Origin of the sequence: Thalassospira profundimaris, assembly GCF_003326755.1 — a bacterium.
Taxonomy (GTDB): Bacteria; Pseudomonadota; Alphaproteobacteria; order Rhodospirillales; family Thalassospiraceae; genus Thalassospira; species Thalassospira profundimaris_B.
In genome coordinates, this window is sequence record NZ_JPWH01000085.1 from 1 (window position 1) to 507 (window position 507).

Sequence of the window (507 nt, forward strand, 5' to 3'; positions counted from 1 at the left end):
GTCTCTGATTGGTGAGGAGCACTTTATGAGCGATCTATTCTGGCTTTCCCGTTCTCAGTTGCAGCGTATTGAGCCCTGTTTCCCACAGGCTCACGGGGTTCCTCGTGTTGATGATCAGCGCGTTGTTTCCGGGATCATCCATGTCATTCGCAACGGTCTTCGCTGGCGTGATGCCCCAAGGGAATACGGGCCGCACAAGACGCTCTATAACCGCTTTGTACGCTGGAGCCGATTGGGTGTCTTTGATCGTATATTCTCTGCGATTGCAGCCGAGAACGGCGAGCCTGAACAGTTGATGATCGACGCCACACATCTGAAGGCACATCGCACGGCGGCCAGCCTGCTTAAAAAGGGGATGTTCCCCGCCGTATCGGGAGAACGAAAGGTGGCCTGAATTCCAAGCTGCATGCCGTCGTCAATGAGCACGGCAAGCCACTTGTCCTGCTGCTAACCGAAGGTCAGATGAGCGATCATCTTGGCGCAAAGCTTATGTATGAAAGCCTGCCA

General features: G+C 54.4%; 1 pseudogene. It reads left to right on the forward strand.

From position 1 onward, the window contains the following. Positions 1-25: 25 nt before the first annotated feature. A pseudogene (locus tag TH25_RS24675) lies at positions 26-507 on the forward strand (IS5 family transposase); the annotation flags it as partial.